General features: G+C 31.5%; 15 protein-coding genes. 11 read left to right on the forward strand and 4 right to left on the reverse strand.

From position 1 onward, the window contains the following. Positions 1 to 47: 47 nt before the first annotated feature. The 11 genes from GFV01_RS03885 (at position 48) to prmC (ending at position 12,868) form a co-directional block, all read left to right on the forward strand. Entirely contained in the window at positions 48 to 1,277 is a 1,230-nt protein-coding gene (locus tag GFV01_RS03885; protein ID WP_160564969.1) for an HD domain-containing protein, read from the forward strand. A gap of 41 nt (positions 1,278 to 1,318) precedes the next feature. Then, the gene (gene lpxD, locus GFV01_RS03890; protein WP_160564971.1) at positions 1,319 to 2,338 is read left to right on the forward strand and encodes a UDP-3-O-(3-hydroxymyristoyl)glucosamine N-acyltransferase; all 1,020 of its coding nucleotides are present in this window, start codon (positions 1,319 to 1,321) and stop codon (positions 2,336 to 2,338) included. A gap of 25 nt (positions 2,339 to 2,363) precedes the next feature. Beyond that, on the forward strand, positions 2,364 to 3,767 hold the full coding sequence (locus GFV01_RS03895) for a bifunctional UDP-3-O-[3-hydroxymyristoyl] N-acetylglucosamine deacetylase/3-hydroxyacyl-ACP dehydratase (protein WP_160564973.1): 1,404 nt from the start codon (positions 2,364 to 2,366) through the stop codon (positions 3,765 to 3,767). 4 nt (positions 3,768 to 3,771) lie between these two features. After that, positions 3,772 to 4,560, forward strand: a complete 789-nt coding sequence (gene lpxA, locus GFV01_RS03900) for an acyl-ACP--UDP-N-acetylglucosamine O-acyltransferase (RefSeq protein WP_160564975.1) — start codon at positions 3,772 to 3,774, stop codon at positions 4,558 to 4,560. 33 nt (positions 4,561 to 4,593) lie between these two features. Beyond that, the gene (gene efp, locus GFV01_RS03905; RefSeq protein WP_105297765.1) at positions 4,594 to 5,160 is read left to right on the forward strand and encodes an elongation factor P; all 567 of its coding nucleotides are present in this window, start codon (positions 4,594 to 4,596) and stop codon (positions 5,158 to 5,160) included. A gap of 49 nt (positions 5,161 to 5,209) precedes the next feature. Further along, positions 5,210 to 6,121 carry a UDP-3-O-(3-hydroxymyristoyl)glucosamine N-acyltransferase gene (locus GFV01_RS03910; RefSeq protein WP_105297764.1) on the forward strand — a complete coding sequence of 304 codons (912 nt, stop codon included), beginning with the start codon at positions 5,210 to 5,212 and terminating at the stop codon, positions 6,119 to 6,121. Between the two features lie 35 nt (positions 6,122 to 6,156). Then, complete coding sequence (gene sucD / locus GFV01_RS03915; protein ID WP_160564977.1) at positions 6,157 to 7,029, forward strand: succinate--CoA ligase subunit alpha; 873 nt, start codon at positions 6,157 to 6,159, stop codon at positions 7,027 to 7,029. A gap of 37 nt (positions 7,030 to 7,066) precedes the next feature. Further along, positions 7,067 to 7,648, forward strand: a complete 582-nt coding sequence (locus tag GFV01_RS03920) for a porin family protein (RefSeq protein WP_160556732.1) — start codon at positions 7,067 to 7,069, stop codon at positions 7,646 to 7,648. A gap of 607 nt (positions 7,649 to 8,255) precedes the next feature. Beyond that, the gene (locus GFV01_RS03925) at positions 8,256 to 8,477 is read left to right on the forward strand and encodes a DUF2795 domain-containing protein (protein WP_055424695.1); all 222 of its coding nucleotides are present in this window, start codon (positions 8,256 to 8,258) and stop codon (positions 8,475 to 8,477) included. Between the two features lie 97 nt (positions 8,478 to 8,574). After that, complete coding sequence (secA, locus tag GFV01_RS03930; RefSeq protein WP_160564979.1) at positions 8,575 to 11,907, forward strand: preprotein translocase subunit SecA; 3,333 nt, start codon at positions 8,575 to 8,577, stop codon at positions 11,905 to 11,907. Positions 11,908 to 11,998: 91 nt separating this feature from the next. After that, a complete protein-coding gene (prmC, locus tag GFV01_RS03935) occupies positions 11,999 to 12,868 on the forward strand; it encodes a peptide chain release factor N(5)-glutamine methyltransferase (RefSeq protein ID WP_160564981.1) in 870 nt (289 codons plus the stop codon). Positions 12,869 to 12,945: 77 nt separating this feature from the next. Here the strand turns inward: prmC and GFV01_RS03940 are convergent, their stop codons facing one another. The 4 genes from GFV01_RS03940 to GFV01_RS03955 form a co-directional block, all read right to left on the reverse strand. After that, the gene (locus GFV01_RS03940; RefSeq protein ID WP_160564983.1) at positions 12,946 to 13,365 is read right to left on the reverse strand and encodes a hypothetical protein; all 420 of its coding nucleotides are present in this window, start codon (positions 13,363 to 13,365) and stop codon (positions 12,946 to 12,948) included. A gap of 1,131 nt (positions 13,366 to 14,496) precedes the next feature. Beyond that, on the reverse strand, positions 14,497 to 15,420 hold the full coding sequence (locus GFV01_RS03945; protein ID WP_160564985.1) for a hypothetical protein: 924 nt from the start codon (positions 15,418 to 15,420) through the stop codon (positions 14,497 to 14,499). Positions 15,421 to 15,430: 10 nt separating this feature from the next. Further along, the gene (locus tag GFV01_RS03950; protein WP_160564987.1) at positions 15,431 to 15,961 is read right to left on the reverse strand and encodes an ankyrin repeat domain-containing protein; all 531 of its coding nucleotides are present in this window, start codon (positions 15,959 to 15,961) and stop codon (positions 15,431 to 15,433) included. Between the two features lie 64 nt (positions 15,962 to 16,025). Further along, positions 16,026 to 17,411, reverse strand: a complete 1,386-nt coding sequence (locus GFV01_RS03955; RefSeq protein ID WP_160564988.1) for a GH-E family nuclease — start codon at positions 17,409 to 17,411, stop codon at positions 16,026 to 16,028. Positions 17,412 to 17,415: the final 4 nt, after the last annotated feature.

A 17,415-nucleotide genomic window follows, 5' to 3' on the forward strand; every position in this document is an offset into this window, starting at 1 on the left:
TTATTTATTTACATTAATTTTGCATTAATGTACAAAAAATATGCCTATTGGAAAAAATAAATAAGAGGAAAATTTTTAATGATCCGGTATTAGGATTTGTTTCCATATCCGATGAATTACTATTTGATATCATTGAACATCCCTATTTTCAGAGGTTACGACGGATATCTCAAACAGGCTTAAGCTATTATGTTTATCCCGGTTCTACTCATTCGAGATTCCTACATGCCTTAGGGTGTATCAATTTAATGCAAATTACCCATAAAGTCCTTAAAGATAAAGGCGTTAAAATTTCTAAGGAAGAAGAAAGAGCCTCTTTAATAGCTATATTATTACATGACATAGGACACGGACCCTTTTCTCATGCACTTGAATCAACATTGTTGGAAGGAATACATCACGAAAAACTTTCAATCACTTTTATGAAATTATTAAATGAGGAATTTAATAATGAATTATCACTAGCAATTGATATTTTTTTAAATAAATATCCTCGTAAATTTTTCCATCAGTTAATTTCAAGTCAAATAGATTTAGATCGATTGGATTATCTAAAAAGAGATAGTTTCTTCACCGGAGTTTCTGAAGGGAATGTAAATTCAGAAAGGATAATAACTATGATGAATGTAGTTAATGATGAGTTGGTAATTGATGGTAAAGGAATCTATTCAATAGAGAAATACTTGACATCAAGAATGTTTATGTATTGGCAGGTATATTTCCATAAAACATCGGTAACAGCTGAAATATATTTAATTGAAGCTTTAAAAAGAGCCAAACAATTGGTAAAAAAAGGTAAAAATGTCCCTTCATCCGATGTGTTGCAATATTTTTTGGAAAAATCTGACTTTGTTGAAATTAATAAAATGGACTTGGAGAAATTTGCTCAGCTTGATGATTCTGATGTAATTTCAGCCTTGAAATTATGGCAGTCTCATGAAGACAAAACATTGAGTTTATTAAGTCAATTCATTATTCAAAGAAAATTACCCTCTTCACTTATAATTTCAGAACCTATTTCAAATGAAAAAGTAGAACAAATAAAAAATGAAGTTAAAAAATTATATTCCATAGAAGATGCAGGGTATTTTGTACACCAAAAAGAATTAAGTGTATTAGCATACAACGATACCAAAGACCCGATCAAATTACTTTTAAAAAATGGGGAAATTTTGGAATTACAAAAAGCAGATAATCAAGTCTTAGTTAAAGATTTAAGAAAGAAAATAACTCGTTATCATTTATGTATACCCAGAGAAATTAGTGGTGTTAAATAAAGATTTTTATAATCATAATAAAATGTTTACATTTGCCAATCATGGAATTTAGCGCTGAACAAGTAGCAAATTTAGTAAATGGGGTTATAAAAGGTAACCCCCAGGAAAAAGTATCTTATATATCTAAAATAGAAGATGGTAAGCCTGGCACCATAACCTTTTTAGGAGGAGAAAAATATCAGGAATATTTAAGAGGTACCAAAGCTTCTATTGTTATTATATCAAAAGAACTATTACCGAAGGACATTTCCAATTTACCAACTATTATTGTTGTGGAAAATGCATATTCAGCTTTCAATAAATTATTGACTATTTATAATGAGATGAAAATAAAAAAACAGGGTATTGAAAGTCCTGTATTTATATCTCAATCTGCAAATTTATCGGAAGATGTTTATGTAGGGGCATTTGCTTATATATCAAATCATGTGAAAATAGGTAACAATACTAAAATTTACCCTCAGGTATTCATAGGTGAAAATGTTAGTATTGGAGATAATTGTTACTTAGGTCCCGGAGTTAAAATTTATGATGATTGTGTAATAGGAAATAATTGTTCTATTCATGCAGGAACTATAATAGGAGGAGACGGTTTTGGATTTCAGCCAACAAGCGAAGGATACGAAAAAGTACCCCAATTAGGTAATGTTATTATTGAAGATAATGTAGAAATAGGATCAAATTGTTCTATTGACCGAGCCACCATAGGATCAACAATTATCAAAAAAGGAGTTAAATTAGATAATTTAATACAAGTAGCACATAATGTAGTAATTGGAGAACATACAGTTATAGCAGCTCAGGCAGGTATAGCAGGTTCTTCAAAATTAGGAAAATGGAGTATGATCGGTGGACAGGTAGGAATTTCCGGACATCTAAATGTAGGAAATAGAGTTATAGTTCAAGCACAAAGCGGGATAACTAATGATGTAGAAGATGACCAAAGACTATTCGGTTCTCCTGCAATACAATATTTAAAATATCAAAAAAGTTTTATATACTTTAAAAAACTTCCTGAAATAGTCAATAGATTAGAGAAGTTAGAAAAAGGTAAAAAGTAAATCTTTAACTAGTAATTTATATAAAATGTCAGATAAGCAAAAGACACTTAAACAGGAGTTTACATTAAAAGGAAAAGGTTTGCATACAGGTAAAGAAGTTGTCATGACAATTAAACCTGCACCTGTAAACACAGGATTTATTTTTGTTAGGGTGGATTTGGAAGGGCAACCTACTATTGAAGCTGATGCAACCTATGTGACTTCTACTGAAAGAGGTACCGTTTTAGAAAAAAAAGGAGTAAAAATACATACTTGTGAACATGTATTAGCTGCATTAACCGGAATGGATTTAGACAATGCATACATTGAGATGGATAGTTCAGAACCTCCTATTATGGATGGCTCATCTAAATTTTTTGTAGAAGCTATTGAAAAAGCTGGTGTAGTTGAACAAGAAGCAAACAGAGAATACTTCACAATAAAAGAAATAATTTCTTACACAGATCCGGAAACAGGCTCAGAGATTACTGCAATACCTTCCGATCATTATGAAGTAGCAACTATGGTTGATTTTGGTACGAAAGTATTGGGAACACAAAATGCTACTATGAAAAGTATTCAAGATTTTAAATCTGATTTCGCCAATGCCAGGACCTTCAGTTTTCTTCATGAACTGGAAACTTTATTAGATTCTGGATTAATAAAGGGCGGAGACATAAATAATGCCATTGTTTATGTAGATAAAGAACTTTCTCCGGATACTCTGGATAAACTTAAAGTAGTATTTAATCAACCGGAAGTTAGTGTAAGACCTAACGGAATATTAGATAACGTGACCTTATACTATCCTAATGAAGCAGCCAGACATAAATTATTAGATGTCATTGGTGATTTAACCTTAGTAGGGGTTCGATTAAAAGCTAAAATCATAGCTACCAAGCCCGGACACCATTGCAATACACAGTTCGCAAAAAAATTAAATAAATTATATAAATTATTTAAAAGAAAAAATATACCGGAAATTGATTTGCAAAAAGAACCTGTATACGATATAAAAGATATTATGAGAATGCTTCCCCATCGTCCTCCTTTTTTATTGGTGGATAAAATAATGGAAGTTGATGATAAACATATAATCGGAGTTAAAAACGTAACTATTAATGAACCATTTTTTGTAGGTCACTTTCCTAATGAACCTGTGATGCCGGGAGTTTTACAAATTGAAGCTATGGCTCAAACAGGAGGTATTTTTGTGCTGGAAAATGTAGATGATCCTCAAAATTACTCTACCTACTTGATTAAATTAGATAATGTGAAGCACAAAAGAAAGGTGATACCTGGAGATACCTTAATTTTTAAAATTGACTTATTAGAACCTATACGAAGAGGAATTGTACATATGCAAGGATATGGATACTGTAATGGACAAATGGTTGTTGAAGCAGAAATGATGGCTCAAGTAGCGAAAACCAAAGAAGAGAAGGAATAGAAAAATGATTCAACCATTAGCTTTTGTGCATTCTGATGCTAAAATTGCAAAGAATGTAGTTATTGAACCTTTTTCATCAATTTATAAAGATGTTGAAATTGGAGAAGGAACATGGATAGGCTCTAATGTAATTATTATGGAGGGAGCTAGAATTGGAAAAAATTGTAAAATATTTCCCGGAGCAGTAATTTCAGCTGAACCTCAAGATTTAAAATATAAAGGTGAAAAATCATTAACGATTATTGGAGATAATACAGTACTGAGAGAATGCGTTACTATAAGTAGAGGAACTTCAGATAAAATGAAAACCGTTATAGGTGAAAATTGTCTGATTATGGCTTATTCCCATATCGCCCATGATTGCGAAGTTGGGAATAACTGTATATTCTCTAATAATACCACCTTGGCAGGACACATAACTGTAGGAGATTACGTTGTAATGGCAGGAATGACTGCCGTACATCAATTTTGTTCTATCGGTAATCATGCATTTGTAACCGGAGGATCACTTGTAAGGAAAGATATTCCCCCTTTTGTAAAAGTAGCCAGGGATCCATTGTCCTATGTTGGTATTAATTCTGTAGGACTAAGAAGGAGAGGTTTCAGTTCCGATAAAATTGCGGAAATACAAAACATATATCGAGTTATTTTTCAAAATAAATTGAATATCACACAGGCCTTATCAGTAGTAGAAGCTGAATTTGAGGCCACCCCCGAAAGAGATGAAATCATCCAATTTATACAATCAAGTATGAGAGGTGTAATGAGAGGATTTAACGCTCAAGGATTATAAAAATAATAGTAAAAAAATTTAAATTATATACATATGGCTGGAATGGGAGATATAAAAAAGGGACTTTGTATCAATTTTAATGATGACATCTATAAAGTAATTGAGTTTTTACATGTTAAACCGGGTAAAGGCCCTGCTTTTGTAAGAACTAAATTAAAATCTTTAACATCAGGAAAAGTTGTTGATAATACCTTTTCAGCAGGTAGTAAAATAGAAGATGTAAAAGTTATTACTCGCAAATATCAATATTTATATGATGATGATCATGGTTTTCATTTCATGAACAACGACGATTTTTCTCAAATTTATATAGATAAAAATTTGATTGAAAACGCTCAATTTATGAAAGCAGGAGAGGAGGTTATGATTATCCTGAAAGAAGAAGATGAAACACCATTGTCAGCAGAATTACCGGCAAGTGTTATCATGGAAGTAATAGAAGCAGAACCCGGCGTTAAAGGAAATACAGCTACCAATGCGCTTAAAAATGCAATCATTGAAACCGGAGCTAAGGTTTTAGTGCCCCTATTTATTGAGGCCGGTGAAAAAATAAAAATTAATACAGATGACGGCTCTTATATCGAAAGAGTAAAAGATTAGAAAAGATTAAATATATTCGTATATTTACCTATCATTTTTATTTAATATCATGAAATTTCCAAAATCATTTACACTAAAAAACATTGCATCAATTATAGGATGTGAATATATTGGAAAAGATGACTTTCCAATTTATGGAACTAACGAAATTCACCGCGTAAAAGAAGGAGAAATAGTTTTTGTAGACCATCCCAAATATTATGACAAAGCATTACGCAGCGAAGCAAGTGTAATTTTGATTAATAAAAAGGTTGAATGTCCGAAAAATAAAGCACTCCTTTTATCTGATGATCCTTTTAGAGATTTTAATAAAATCAATGATTATTTTGTAAAATTTACGCCTCAAAATAAGTTAATTTCCGATGATGTTCAAATTGGTACAAACACCGTTATACAACCGGGAGTTTACATTGGTAAACATGTAAAAATTGGCAATGATTGTGTAATTTTTCCAAATGTTACCATACATGATTATACTGAAATAGGTAATAATGTCGTTATACAATCAGGAACGGTACTTGGAGGTGATGGCTTTTATTATAAAAACCGCGGAAGTTATTATGATCGATTGAAATCTGTAGGTAATGTTATAATAGAAGATAATGTTGAAATTGGTTCGAATTGTACTATCGACCGAGGAGTTACGGCTTCTACCATAATCGGTGAAGGTTCAAAATTGGATAATCTCATACAAGTGGGACATGATACCGTTATTGGAAGAAAATGTTTAATAGCATCTCAAGTAGGTATTGCCGGTTGTTGTAATATTCAAGATGAAGTGAGCATATGGGGACAAGCAGGATTTGCCTCTTCACTTACCGTGGGAGAAAAAGCTGTGATATTGGCACAATCGGGAGTTTCTAAAAATTTGGAAGCAGGAAAAACTTATTTTGGTTACCCTGCCGAAGAAGCTAAAAAGAAATTAAAAGAAATGGCTACACTCAAAAGATTAGCCAAATAAAAATTGAATTAATTATTCATCTTTAAATTATAGATATGTCTGTTTTGGTTGATAAAAATTCCAAAGTAATTGTTCAAGGATTTACAGGTAAAGAAGGTTCTTTTCATGCAGAACAAATGATTGAATACGGAACCCAAGTGGTTGGAGGAGTAACTCCGGGAAAAGGAGGAACTACCCATTTGGATAGACCTGTTTTCAATACAGTTAAGGAAGCCATCGACCAGACAGGGGCTAATACCTCCATCATATTTGTTCCCCCTGCGTTTGCTTCAGATTCGATAATGGAAGCAGCACAAGCCGGAATAAAAGTGATTATATGCATTACAGAAGGTATTCCCGTTGAAGACATGGTTCAAGTTAAAAATTATCTCAAATCGTACCATTGCACATTAATAGGCCCTAATTGTCCGGGAATTATTTCAGCGGAAGAAGCAAAAGTTGGAATCATGCCCGGTTTTATTTTTAAAAAAGGAAAAGTCGGTATAGTTTCTAAATCTGGTACGCTAACCTATGAAGCTGCTGACCAAGTGGTTAAAGCCGGGTATGGCATTTCAACCGCAATTGGAATTGGTGGAGATCCTATCGTAGGAACATCTATTAAAGATGCCTTGCAACTACTTATTGAAGATAAAGATACAGAATGTATTGTTATGATAGGGGAAATAGGAGGTCAACTGGAAGTAGAAGCGGCATTATGGTATAAATCTAATAATATAACCAAACCTATTGTCGGATTTATTGCAGGATTTACTGCTCCTAAAGGAAGAACTATGGGGCATGCCGGGGCTATTGTTGGAGGAGAAAATGATACAGCACAATCAAAAATGAAAATTATGGCTGAATGCGGTATCCACGTAGTCAACTCTCCTGCAGATATAGGAAAAACGGTTGGCAAAATATTCGTTTAGATTTTTTAGCTTAATTAATAAAATCAATAATTATTTTATGAGAAAAAGTGTTCTTTTATTATTATTAATTCCGATTTTATCTTATTCACAACTAAGATTTGGGGTTAGAGGTACTTTACAAAATACAAGTATTTCGGAGATACATATAAATTCCAATAATAGATATGCAGGATCTATAGGTGTTTTAGCTCAAATACCATTAGATGTTTATAATAGATTTTATATACAACCTGAAATATCATATTCACTACAAGGAGAAAAAGATAAGTTTGATATGTATGGTCATAAAACCAATGCTAAATTTTTTCAAAATTATATAAATATACCAGTTTATTTTAGAGCATATTTTTCAGAATCCGAAAGTGAGTTTTTTAGCGAAATTGGACCACAAATAGGAATACTTGTTTATCAAAAAGATAAAGAATTAGAAAAAAAACGATATGGATCCAATCCTAAAAATCTTGATGCTTCTGTAGGAATTGGTTTGGGGTATAGTATAAATAGAAAATCAGAATTTTTTATTCGTTATAATTATGGTTTAATTGATATCTATGATAAATTTTATAAAAGGCAGAATACATCGGTAATTGCTTTAGGTTTTGCCTATATTTTTGATTAACAAAATAAAAAAAATATATTCATGGGATTAATTTTGTTTAATCCCATTTTTTTATGGTTATATACTTTCTGATTTTTAATACTATTATAATATAATTGGCTTTAGTATAAGTAAATTAAAACTATTAATATACTATTTTAAATTTCATACCATTTTAAAAAATTTTATCTAAAATACCGACAGCTTTAAGCTTTATCTATGAAAAATTGTCAGTTATAATATATGACATTTGTGACAGAAAATTTTCAGCTATTATTTTTTTTAAATTGCAACATTTATTTTTAAAATATGTATTATTTAAACTAAAGGACACTTTTTATAAAAATAATATTAATATTTTTATTTATAACAGTTCAATAATTTATATTTTAAACACAATAATTATCACTTTTATATATTGTCTGACCTATATAATAGTCAACTTAATAAAAATTATTGACGATAATAATCCAATAAACTAAGTGAAAAAATTATCTCAAATACTATAATAATTAGATTATAAATTGAAACTATTTGTATTAAATAGAAATAAAAAATGGGATTAAAAAATTTGGCTTGAAGTTTGATGTGTGGAAGGAAAAATTAATCATAATATAAATTTTACCTTATGTATTGGACCTTAGAATTAGCGTCTTATTTAAGTGATGCGCCGTGGCCCGCCACAAAAGATGAATTAATTGATTATGCTATAAGAACCGGCGCCCCTTTGGAAGTAGTTGAAAATCTACAGGCAATTGAAGATGAGGGCGAGATTTACGATAGCATTGAAGAAATATGGGCGGATTATCCGACTGATGATGATTTCCTCTGGAACGAAGATGAATACTAATTTATAAGCCCTAGCTCGTTTAGGGCTTTACTTTTCATAGTTCATACTAAAAAAGCTTTTTTTTAGTACATTTGTACGTACAAATTAATTACATATAATGAATATATTAAATTCAGTCCTCAAATTATTTATTGGGGATAAACATAAAAAAGATCTTGCACAATTAAATAAATATCTGGACAAAATTAAAAAGGAAGAAGAAAGTATTTCTTCTTTATCTTTTGATGATCTAAGATTTAAAACCATTGAGTTTAAAGAAAAAATATCTCAAGCAACTTTTGATCTTAAAAATAAAATTGCAGAATTAAAAGGACAAACTCAAAATGTTGATAATATTGACGAAAAAGAACTATTATACAGCGAGATTGAGAAATTTGAGAAGGAATCTTACGATGTAGAAGAAAGAATATTGGAAGAAATACTTCCACAAGCGTATGCTTTAATTAAAGAAACAGCTAGACGATTTGCTGAAAATAACACTATAACTGTTACAGCCACCGAGTTTGATAAAACATTGGCTTTAACTAAAGATTATGTTACCATTGAAGGAGATAAAGCACTATGGAGAAATTATTGGAATGCGGCGGGTAAAGAAGTAAAATGGGACATGATTCATTATGATGTTCAATATATAGGGGGAACAGTATTACATCAAGGAAAAATTGCTGAAATGGCTACCGGAGAGGGAAAAACCTTAGTAGGAACGCTTCCTATGTATTTGAATGCTCTACCGGGACGTGGAGTTCATGTAGTAACTGTTAATGACTATTTAGCAAAACGGGACTCCGCATGGATGGCACCTTTGTTTGAATTTCATGGATTAAAAGTAGATTGTATTGATAACCATCAACCCAATTCGGAATCTCGAAGACAAGCTTATCTTGCTGATATTACTTACGGAACTAATAATGAATTTGGATTCGATTATTTACGTGACAATATGGCAAATTCTCCAAACGACTTAGTTCAAAGAGAACTTAATTATGCCATTGTCGATGAGGTAGATTCCGTTCTAGTAGATGATGCACGTACGCCATTGATTATATCCGGTCCGGTACCTCAAGGAGATAAACAAGAATATCAGGAATTAAAACCGGTTGTTGAAACCATTTTTACGGCTCAAAAAAATGAAATTTTAAAATTATTTCAGGAAGCAAAACAATTAATAGCTTCAGGAGATAAAAAAGAAGGAGGTTATAAATTATATCAAGTATATAGAGGATTACCTAAACATAAGCTTTTAATTAAATACCTTTCAGAAGAAGGGAACAAAGCTATTTTGTTAAAAGCTGAAGCTTATTTTATATCGGATAATAACCGAATGATGCCAGAGGCAGATAAAGATTTATATTTTTCAATTGATGAAAAAAATAATCAGGTGGAACTTACCGATAAAGGAATTGAATTTTTGTCAAAAGGAAATTCCGATCCTAACTTTTTTGTATTAGAAGATTTAGGAACTGTATTTGCCGATATTGAAAATAAAAACTTATCCAAAGAAGAAGAACATAAAGAAAAAGAAGAATTCTTACGATACTTTGCTATCAAATCCGAACGTATTCATTCTTTAAGTCAATTGCTCAAGGCATATACTTTGTTTGAGAAAGATGTAGAATATGTTGTAATTGACGGACAAGTTAAAATTGTTGACGAACAGACCGGACGTATTATGGAAGGGCGTCGTTATTCTGATGGATTGCATCAAGCTTTAGAAGCTAAAGAAAATGTAAAAGTGGAAGCAGCAACACAAACATTTGCTACAATTACTTTACAGAATTACTTTAGAATGTATAATAAATTGGCAGGTATGACCGGTACTGCCGAAACGGAAGCCGGAGAATTTTGGGAAATATATAAATTAGATGTAGTGGTTATTCCTACCAATAAACCTGTAATTAGAAACGACCAACAAGATTTAGTTTATAAAACCAACAGAGAAAAATTCAATGCCGTTTTAAATGAGGTGATACGTTTATCTCAAGAAGATAAAAGACCGGTATTAGTGGGAACTACTTCTGTAGAAATTTCCGAATTATTAAGCAAAGCTTTAAAATTAAGAAAAATACCGCATAATGTATTGAATGCAAAATTACATAAAAAAGAAGCAGACATTGTTGCAGAAGCGGGAAATCCGGGAGTAGTAACTATTGCTACCAATATGGCAGGAAGGGGTACCGACATTAAGTTAACGGATGAAGTTAAAGCCGCAGGAGGGTTAGCTATTATTGGTACGGAAAGACATGATTCTAGACGGGTAGACAGACAGTTAAGAGGTCGTGCCGGTCGTCAGGGAGATCCGGGGTCTTCTCAATTTTATGTTTCTCTAGAGGATAACTTAATGCGTTTATTCGGTTCTGATCGAATAGCTAAAATGATGGATCGATTAGGGCATAAGGAAGGAGATGTAATTCAACATTCTATGATCACTAACTCTATTGAAAGAGCTCAGAAAAAAGTTGAAGAAAATAACTTTGGAATTCGTAAAAGATTGTTGGAATATGACGATGTAATGAATAAACAAAGGGAAGTAATTTACAGCAGACGTAAAAATGCTCTTTTTGGTGAGAAGTTAAGTATCGATATCGCTAACATGATTTATGATACGGCTGCTTTATTAGTAAGAGATAATAAACAAGATAAAAACTATAAAAATTTTGAATTTGAGTTAGCAACAGTGTTTGCTATGGATACTCCTGTAGATGAAGCAGAGTTTAACAGATTATCTGAAAAAGAACTTGTTGATAAAGTTTTTGAACAAGCAGAAGCTTATTATAAAGAAAAATTAGAAAATACGGCACAACAGTTGTATCCTATCATATCTAACGTCTTTTTAGCAAGAGGAAACACATTTAAAAATATTTCCGTTCCTTTTACTGACGGCACAAAAGTATTAAATGTAACCACCAATTTAGAAGATGCTTATAACTCTGAAGGAAAAGCTTTATTAAAAGACTTTGAAAAAGGAATTACTTTAGCATTAATAGACGAAAATTGGAAAGAACATTTAAGAGAGATGGATGAATTAAGAAAGTCTGTACAATCAGCCGTTTACGAACAAAAAGATCCGTTGGTTATTTATAAACAAGAATCCTTTGCTTTATTTAGGGATATGTTAGATAAAACCAATAAAGAAATTATCTCTTTCTTGTTCAAAGGAGGTTTACCATCTGAACCTGAAGAATCAAAAATAGAACAAGCTCATGAAGTAAAACAAAAAGTGGTTGAGAGCAGAGAATTTGTTGAAAATGATGAAAAACAGACTCAAGAAAAGCCGGTTTCCGAACCATTACGTGTAAACAAGATCGGAAGAAATGAAATGGTACATGTGCGTAATTTGAGAACCGGAGAAGTTAAATCTTTGAAATTTAAACAAGCGCAAAGTCTTATAGAGGAGGGAAGTTGGATATTGGTTGATCAAGAGGATGAATAACCTCTAAAAAATATTAGAACATTGAGCCGGAATAGTAATTTTTTATTATTCCGGTTTTTTATAAAAAAATTAAAACCTAAATGCATTTAGCATGAAATCATTAGCAGAAATTAGAAACGAGTTTATTAAAAATCTTTCTTCGCAATATACTCTTAAAGAAATAGATATTATTTTTTATGCGTTGGCAGAAACTTATTTGCATAAAGATAAAATTACCTTAAAATTAGGATTGGATGAAATGCAAGAAGATTCTCAAATAAAACCTACACTTTTTCAAACAGCCTTATTTCATTTAATTAGCGGTATGCCTTACCAATATGTGGTAGGTTATACGGAATTTTACGGCTGTAAAATTTCTGTAAATCCCCATGTTTTGATTCCCAGACCGGAAACAGAAGAATTGGTATCTTGGATTTGTAATGACTTTGAAAATAAAAATGAGGAATTGAATATCATCGATTTATGTTCCGGAAGTGGATGTATTGCTATTGCATTAGCTAAAAACTTAAAAGCAAAAGTATCTGCTCTTGAAATTGACGAAAAGGCTATATATTTGGCCAAAAAAAATGCAGAAAGTAATCAAGTTCAGGTAGATTTTATACAGGCTGATTTACTTAATACGGGGCACCTAATAAAGAATACTGAAAAGTATGATATTATTGTATCCAATCCTCCTTATATCAGAGAATATGAAAAAGAAGATATGGAAAGTAGGGTAGTCAATCATGAACCATCCAAGGCCTTGTTTGTACCGGACGATGATCCATTGGTTTTTTACAGGAGTATAATAGATTTTTCACTAAAAAACATGAAACCACAAGGAAGAGTATATGTTGAAATTAATCAAGATTTAGGAGAAAAAACCAGACAACTGTTTTTGGAATACTTTAATTACGTAGAATTAAAACAAGATATATCCGGTAATTTTAGGATGATTAAGGCTAAAGAAATAGCTTCCTAAACAAGTAATTTTTATGAAATGAATTATTGCTTTAGAAATAAAAAAAATAAAATTTAAGATAAAAAATAAGATTTATTTTATAAAATAATACTTCCTAAACGAGAAAATTTCAATTTTTTATCGGTAACATACGTTCCTTCTAATTTAATTCCGCTACAGTTACGGGCGCATATACTGGATTCATTTCCATTTAAAGACCTGCGATAGGTATATATAAAATCATGTGAATTAGGTATATTAATTGAAAATCTTTTATCTTTATAAACGTTTGGTATAAAGGTAATTTTTCCACTTTCAAATGCTTTAGTTAATTCAAATAAATTTAAAAGCGTATGGTTGGTTTCGGAATTATTGCTGTAATGATCATCAAAATAATTTTTATCCTTAGTTGCATCTTTAAATAAGTGATTACTTCTAAAATCAAAGTCAAAAGTACAAGTATATTCTTCTTTACCAATTTTAATTTTTCTCTCCAATGTATAATCAGAATCTTCCATAATTTTTATATTTTTATAAATATAAGCATATTAATTGAAATATAAATATATATATTTAAAAATTTATATTTATTATTTTTTATCAATATATATTAATGCTTAATTAATAAATGTTTAATAATGTGTGAATTTATTTAATTCAACAAAGGGATTATGAATAGTTAGATTTTATCTTTCATGATGTTTCTTAAAATTTAAATTAATTGTGATCATTTGAATGGAATTATCCGTAAAATAATTTACTAGTAGTCTATTTTTTCCGACATTACCCTCCGCTTTGAGCTATTTCAAACATAGAATTAACTTTATCAAATAATGATTGTTTCTTAGCTACTTTTCATTTTTGGAAAAATTCATCTCCATTGTCTGCAATATATAAGGTATTCGCTTTCCACTACTTTTATTGTTTTTGAATATGTCTATTACTTATATTCATTAATACTATTATCTTAAATTTTACATTATCAAATCTTGATTTTTTGGAATATTTTTGAGTATAGTATTGTAAAATTTCGGCTATTTATATAATAAACAACCTTATCAAAAGCAATTGAATACTTTTTAGCCTGTGAAAGAATTTTTTGTTGTTATGTAATGGTAATTTGTTTATTTTCAATTAAACTATTTAGATTTAGTTATAATTTAGATTAATATTTTACATAGTAGGCTTCTATTATTAGGTTCTTATCATTTATATCGGCGAAGTAGTCTGATATTCCATTTATTTCCTTATCCCCAACCTAACATTTGAAGCCCGTCTTTTGTTTAAGAATTTAGGTTAGAATAACCAAATTTGCTTTATCAATTACGTATTTAGGCTGTGGGGTGGTGTTATCTTAAGTTTCGTCAATACTTTTTCTTTATTTATCATCTAATCCTGTAGGGGGCATTATCGCCTATGCGTTTTAGATTGTATCCATTGTCTTTTGAAATTTGTTGTTTATTAAGTGATCACGTGAACCTATTTCGCCTAATAAATACCCCCACCTTTTTTGTTTTTCTCTTTTTTCAATGTCTATGCCGTAAAGTCTAAAATTAAGATTTTAGCAATAGGCTGTCCATAGTTCTTCTTTTGATTTTACATTGTTATTTGTTGTATTTTTTGCTTATGTATATCTTATATATATTTTTTTATAGTTTTTCGGAATTATTTTTTTCATTAATACCCGACAAGGTTTTGTATCTTTTGGGAGATGTTTGTAATTGTTCTTGGTATAATGATTCTGTTATTAAAGAATAGGTAAGTTTGGTATATAGACTCTGATCGGCTCTTTCAATTCTGTTTATTTCTGCTCTAATTAATTTACCTGTTTGGGTATCAATTTGATATTTACCTTTTTCATTTATTTTTGTAAAAAGTTTAGATATATCGATCTTTTCAGCAAATGAAGCATATGCTTTTTTATAAAAATCGGCAGGTAACATATATATGGGTTCTGATTTTAAATCTAAAAAAATAGAATTTGAAGTGGATTTTTCGGATATTTTTGCTGATGTAACCCATTCTATATAAGCCGTGTTAAAGAAATTGGGTTTTATGCTTTTATTTTCAAATGGTAATTTATTTCCATAAATATGATTAAAATAAAAAGATAAAAATTCATTAGCTTGTATAGCCTGAATGATTTTTGTTGAATTAGTGAAAATAGAATCATTTAAGGATATTAATTTTTTAACATCTTCATTTTGTGAAGTCGCAGAAAGCATATCTTGTTTTACTCTTGACCATTTTTCTAAAATTATAGGTAAGTTTATTACCTCTATTACTTCACCTTTTGTGGTTATTTTGAAATGTAATTCTTTAAACATTTGATTGAAAGCAGTAGTAACATCCGCAATCTCTTTTACTAATGGGTTGCTCGCTTTACTTAATGAGCGGTCAAGTTGTATCAATCTGCATTCAAAAAATGATTCTGTTATCTTTAAAATATGAAAATCGTACCGTATTTCGATTGTTGATTCTAAAAATGAGTCTACTAATAGACTTTCCATATTTATTATTAAACGATACTGTTCTTGAAATGGGCATTTTATTGCTATTTCTTGATTTGTCATTTTTCTTTTTTTATTTTTTGTGGCTTTCTAGTAATTCTATTATGGGTTTGTAACCAACTTTTTTTGCAAAGTCTAAGGGGCTTCCACCTGGTTTAGTTTTAAAATCAGGGTCTGCACCATATTCAAGTAATAATTTAACAATCGGCAGTTCATTTTCTTTTCCTTTACCTAGTGCATTATATACAATGCGCCATAAAGGTTGTGCGCCGTCTACGTCAGTGATATTGACATCTGCTCCGTTATCCAGCAGTAGTTTTGCGACCTGTAAGCGGTTTTCCGCTGTTGCGCTCGGTACGGGGCTTGGGTCTCCGATGTAATAAAGCGGCGGCCTGCCATAAACATCTAACGCATTTACATTTGCCCCATATTTTATAAGCAGTTTTGCGGTTTCAACTGCACCTCCTAAAACAGAAAAAAAGATTGGAGTAAATAGTAACCCTTTCTCCGGTTCATTAATCTGTGATACTGTGCATTTACTTAATTCTTCCTCTAATTTCTCGCAATTATTTCTAAAAGCAAGTTTATTTAATTTGTCTTCCATAATTAATTATTTTAATTTTTTAAGTGTATTTATTATAACGTAAGATAAGAAATAATATTGAAAATTATTCATCAAAATCATATATAGAAGTGTTTGACTCATGCTCATGCGAATGGCTGGTGGCTGGTGTTTCCGGTCTATAATATTGCGGGTCATTATAATATTCTAAAAATTGTTCTCTGGTTATTCTTCCTTCGTTATACGCTTTGAGTAAATGCCTATACTCATAACCGGGTTTATGTCCCATGTGCCAGTTGCGAGGCTCGCCCGGACTCCATGATATTTCCTTTCCGTCGGGGGCTGGATCGAATACTTTTCCGTCAGCACTTTTATTTGCTTCAAATACTTGTTCAATTATACTTTTTTTATGAGACGGGCGGTGATTTTCATAGGGTTTACCGTTTCTGGCTTTGGGGATGGCCCTGGGATTTAATTCTTCAGCGGCTAAACTACCCGCTCTTTTATTCCAAGGGTTGTTGCGTTGGTATCTTACTACACCATTCAGGTCTCTGTATATTCCTTTAGGGTCTACTTTTAAATTTAATAAATATAATAGAAATAGGGTATCCGTCCATTGCAATCCGCTCAACCCGTTTTGTTTTACTCTTAGGTAAAGGTCATATTCGGGCAGTGCACCTTGTAGAAATGAGTCTTCGGGCGTGGATTCATGTCCGGCTTTATTTATTCCATCGGTACTATGGGTATATTGTGCATTTTCTGCTCCCATTATGATTCTTGCCATGCCTCCTATCGGACCAAACGACATGCTTATATTTTTTAATACGCTTGTTATGGTGGGTTTGGCTAATGTCATGGCTCTACCTGCAAAATTTACTCCTGTACCTGTTAATCCGCCTACGTTAGCTTTTGCGCCTACGCCTACAAGTGATCCTAACATCCCTATGCCTGCGCCTGCAAACGTGCACATCATCATTTCATTGGTATAACTTAAGTCGGCGTAATTTAATGCATCTGTCCAGTTTTTAATGTTGGGTGCATATCGTATGATGCCTCCGGCTTTACATTGCATTTCACAGCTGCCGGTTATGACTTCTATGCCTTGCAATTTTAAATTGGATTTACTATTTAACCACTTTCTGGCATGGCCCATTTTTTGTCCGCAGAGTAAAGTGCCTGCAACTGCACCTATCCAACCACCTACCATGCCGGCTACGGCTCCCATTGCAATTAACGCTACTCCGCCGGTGGCAACTGTTGCTATACTTACTGCAACAAAGGTAACAACTCCGACTGCAACTAATATTGCGGAAAGTAGCATATATTTTTTACACTTGAAATCACCCCAACTTAGCGTGCAGGTATCTTCTTTAGTTATATATTTTTTATCATCTAGGTTGTGCAAACTTTCTCTGCTTCCTTGTAAAGGAACCGGCATGGCACCTAATGTACATACCCAAAAGTCTTCTTCGGTTATTATTTTATTTCCCATACTT

This window comes from Apibacter sp. B2912 (genome assembly GCF_009827835.1).
Lineage (GTDB): Bacteria > Bacteroidota > Bacteroidia > Flavobacteriales > Weeksellaceae > Apibacter.

Coding starts and splice junctions, on each gene's coding strand:
- lpxD (WP_160564971.1), top strand. CDS start 1,319: ATGGAATTTAGCGCTGAACAAGTAGCAAATTTAGTAAATGGGGTTATA.
- GFV01_RS03895 (WP_160564973.1), top strand. CDS start 2,364: ATGTCAGATAAGCAAAAGACACTTAAACAGGAGTTTACATTAAAAGGA.
- lpxA (WP_160564975.1), top strand. CDS start 3,772: ATGATTCAACCATTAGCTTTTGTGCATTCTGATGCTAAAATTGCAAAG.
- efp (WP_105297765.1), top strand. CDS start 4,594: ATGGCTGGAATGGGAGATATAAAAAAGGGACTTTGTATCAATTTTAAT.
- GFV01_RS03910 (WP_105297764.1), top strand. CDS start 5,210: ATGAAATTTCCAAAATCATTTACACTAAAAAACATTGCATCAATTATA.
- sucD (WP_160564977.1), top strand. CDS start 6,157: ATGTCTGTTTTGGTTGATAAAAATTCCAAAGTAATTGTTCAAGGATTT.
- GFV01_RS03920 (WP_160556732.1), top strand. CDS start 7,067: ATGAGAAAAAGTGTTCTTTTATTATTATTAATTCCGATTTTATCTTAT.
- GFV01_RS03925 (WP_055424695.1), top strand. CDS start 8,256: ATGTATTGGACCTTAGAATTAGCGTCTTATTTAAGTGATGCGCCGTGG.
- secA (WP_160564979.1), top strand. CDS start 8,575: ATGAATATATTAAATTCAGTCCTCAAATTATTTATTGGGGATAAACAT.
- prmC (WP_160564981.1), top strand. CDS start 11,999: ATGAAATCATTAGCAGAAATTAGAAACGAGTTTATTAAAAATCTTTCT.
- GFV01_RS03940 (WP_160564983.1), bottom strand. CDS start 13,365: ATGGAAGATTCTGATTATACATTGGAGAGAAAAATTAAAATTGGTAAA.
- GFV01_RS03945 (WP_160564985.1), bottom strand. CDS start 15,420: ATGACAAATCAAGAAATAGCAATAAAATGCCCATTTCAAGAACAGTAT.
- GFV01_RS03950 (WP_160564987.1), bottom strand. CDS start 15,961: ATGGAAGACAAATTAAATAAACTTGCTTTTAGAAATAATTGCGAGAAA.
- GFV01_RS03955 (WP_160564988.1), bottom strand. CDS start 17,411: ATGGGAAATAAAATAATAACCGAAGAAGACTTTTGGGTATGTACATTA.